Genomic DNA, 1,021 nt, shown 5'->3' on the forward strand with positions numbered 1-1,021 from the left:
GGATGCCCTTGTAGTTGGCCCACTCGTCGGGCAGGGCGATCAGGTTGACCTTGCCTTCGGCCTTGCACTCTTCGTACAGGGCGGCCAGCGGGTCGGCCGGCGCTGCGCTGGTCTCAGGGGCGGCGCTGGTCTCGGGGGCGGCGCTGGTCTCTGGCGCTGCACTGGTCTCGGGCGCAGCCGTGGTGGCGGCTGCGGCGGTGGTCTCGGTGGTCTCCTCGTCGCTGCCGCAGGCGGCCAGCAGGAGGCCGGTCGCTGCGAGGGCGGCGAGAACTTTCTTTGGTGCTCTCATGGAATGCCTTCCGTTCACGTGGGGGTATGGCACGCGCAACGTAGCACCGCCGAGCGACGCAAGATGACAGGCCTTTGTCGCTCGGCCGTCGTCCAGGTGAACAGATGGTGAACGAGTCCGCTGAGCAGGGTGTTTCCGGTAGGCGGCGCCGGGGTGTGACCGCGGCGCACGGGCATCGGCGGCCCCGGGGCTACCGTGTGCTCGGTCGATCGACGGCCGACGCAGGGGAGGATCGTTCGTGGCGCAGGTCAGTCCGGGTGCAACCACCTACGACCACATCGTGGTGGGTGTCGGTGCGCTGGGCAGCGCGACGGCGTACCGGCTCGCGCGTGCCGGTGCTGGTCGGGTGCTGGCGATCGAGCAGTTCGCCCTCGGGCACGGCCGGGGCGGCTCGGACGACCACTCGCGGATCATCCGTCACGCCTACCACTCGGCCGTCTACACCGCGCTCACCCACGAGATGTTCCGCGCCTGGCGCGACGTCGAGGCCGAGTCCGGCCTACAGCTGGTCACCACCACGGGCGGCCTCGACCTGGCCCGGCGCGGCACACCGGGTGAGCTCGAGCTGCACAACTACGGCGCCACATTGCCGGCCGACGTGGAACGCGAGCACCTCGACGCCGACGAGGTGCGCCGCCGGTGGCCGCAGTGGCAGATCGACGACGACACTGTCGCCGTGTACCAGCCCGACGGTGGCTTGCTCGACATCCGTCGGGCGAACGGTGCCCACCG

At 70.6% G+C, this 1,021-nt stretch carries 1 protein-coding gene and 1 pseudogene; one reads left to right on the top strand and one right to left on the bottom strand.

The window, feature by feature from the left end:
- A pseudogene (locus ADBZ5U_RS16565) lies at positions 1–289 on the bottom strand (hypothetical protein); the annotation flags it as partial.
- Between the two features lie 238 nt (positions 290–527).
- On the opposite strand from ADBZ5U_RS16565, the gene ADBZ5U_RS16570 reads away from it, so the two are divergent.
- A partial coding sequence (locus ADBZ5U_RS16570; RefSeq protein ID WP_526811998.1) for an FAD-dependent oxidoreductase occupies positions 528–1,021 on the top strand: 494 nt, incomplete at its 3' end.

It is taken from the genome of Mycobacterium sp. (genome assembly GCF_040398885.1).
GTDB lineage: Bacteria > Actinomycetota > Actinomycetes > Mycobacteriales > Mycobacteriaceae > Mycobacterium.